Origin of the sequence: Micrococcus sp. HMSC31B01 (genome assembly GCF_001816085.1) — a bacterium.
Taxonomy (GTDB): Bacteria; Actinomycetota; Actinomycetes; order Actinomycetales; family Micrococcaceae; genus Micrococcus; species Micrococcus luteus.
Window position 1 is genome coordinate 1 of the sequence record NZ_KV825106.1, and the last position, 1985, is coordinate 1985.

General features: G+C 73.4%; 1 protein-coding gene. It reads right to left on the reverse strand.

Features of this window, described 5'->3' with window-relative positions; translation table 11 throughout:
* On the reverse strand, positions 1-1985 hold a 1985-nt coding region (locus tag HMPREF3105_RS05875), incomplete at both ends, for an MMPL family transporter (protein WP_141762443.1).

Below are 1985 nucleotides of genomic sequence, written 5' to 3' on the forward strand. Positions count from 1 at the left end.
GGCCTCGGGAGCCGGGGCGGACGCGGCCTCGGCGGCGGGGGCGTGGCCGCGCTCGAGCTGGGCGCCCTCCACGTCCACGTCCGGCATGATCCGGTCGAGCCAGCGCGGCAGCCACCACGCCTTCTCGCCGAGCAGGTGCATCAGCGCCGGCATCAGGAGCAGGCGCACCACGAACGCGTCCAGCAGCACGCCGAAGGCCAGGCCGAAGCCCATCGGGCGGATCATCGCGTCGTGGGCGAAGATGAACCCGCCGAACACGGAGATCATGATGATCGCCGCGGCGATCACGACGGCCCGGCCCGAGCGCAGGCCGGTCAGCACGGCCTGGCGGGCGGGCAGGCCGTGGGCGTAGGCCTCGCGCATGCCGGAGGCGATGAACAGCTGGTAGTCCATGGCCAGGCCGAACAGCACGCCGATCATGATGGTCGGCAGGAAGCTGAGCACGGGGCCGGGGTTGTGGACCCCGAACACCGAGCCGAGCCAGCCCCACTGGTAGATGGCCACCACGCCGCCCATGGCGGCGAACATGGAGAGCACGAACCCGCCGGTGGCGATCAGCGGCACCAGGATCGAGCGGAACACCAGCACCATGATCAGCAGGGACAGGCCCACCACCACGCCCAGGTAGAGGGGCAGGGCGTCGGAGAGCTTCTCCGAGACGTCGATGAACCCGCTGGTCATGCCGGCCACGCCGAGGTTGGAGGCCTCGCCGGCCGGCTCGGTGGCGCGCAGCTCGCGCACCAGCTCCTCGGTGGAGACGGCGTTCGGGCCCTCCTCGGGCAGCACCTGGAACATGGTGACGGTGCGGTCCTCGTTGAAGCCCGCGGGCACCACGGCGTGCGCGTGCTCGAGGCCGGCGAGCTGCTCGCCCACCGCCAGGCGGGCGTCCTCGGCCGCGTCCTCGTCCAGGCCGGCGGGCAGGTCCACGGTCACCACGAGCGGGCCGTTGTAGCCCTCGCCGAACTTCTCGGCGGTGAGCTCGTACGCAACCTGCGAGTCGGAGCCCTCCGGCTCGGACCCGCCGTCCGGCAGGCCCAGGCGCATCGAGCCGACCGGCAGGGCCACGAGCACCAGCAGGGCGACGGCCGCCAGGGCCGAGGCGATCGCGGCCGGGGTGGACATGGTCGAGCGGCGCCCGGCGCGGCGCACGGCGGCGGAGCCCTCGGCGACGGAGGCGGGACCCTCGTCGGCGAGGCGGGCCCGCTCCTTCTTCGAGAGGATCCGCATCCCGGCCAGGGAGAGCAGGGCCGGGGTCAGGGTGACGGCCACCAGCACGGCCACGGCCACGCAGACCGCGCCCACGGTGCCCATCAGGCCCAGGAACGGGATGCCGGTGACGTTCAGGCCCACGAGGGCGACGATCACGGTGATGCCGGCAAACACCACGGCGTTGCCGGAGGTGCCGGTGGCCAGGGCGATCGACTCGTGCAGGCTCGTGCCGCGACGCAGCTCATGGCGGTGTCGGTTGACGATGAACAGCGCGTAGTCGATGCCCACGGCCAGGCCCAGCATCACCCCGAGCACCGGGGTCACGGAGATCATCTCCACGGCGGAGGAGAACGCGAGCGCCCCGGCGGCGCCCACGCCCACGCCCACCAGCGCATTGACCAGCGGCAGGCCCGCGCCCACGAGGGTGCCGAGCATGACCACCAGCACGATCGCGGCGACCACGAGGCCCACGACCTCGCCCGGGCCCAGCAGGGAGGACACGGTGGCGTTGAGCTCCTGGGAGGGATGCACGGCGACGCCGTCGATGTCCGCGCCGGTGAGGGCGCCGGTGACCGCCTCCTTGTCCTCGGCGGTCACGTCCAGGGTCGGCGTGGTGAAGGTGACGATCCCGACGGCGGTGCTGCCGTCCTCGGACACGGTGCGGAAGTCCTCCGCGAGGGCCAGGGTGCGCTCGCCGCGCTCGGCCTCGACGCGGCCGTCCTCCAGCTCGGCGCGGCCGTCGGCGAGGTCCGCCTCGGCCTGGTCCAGGCGCTCCG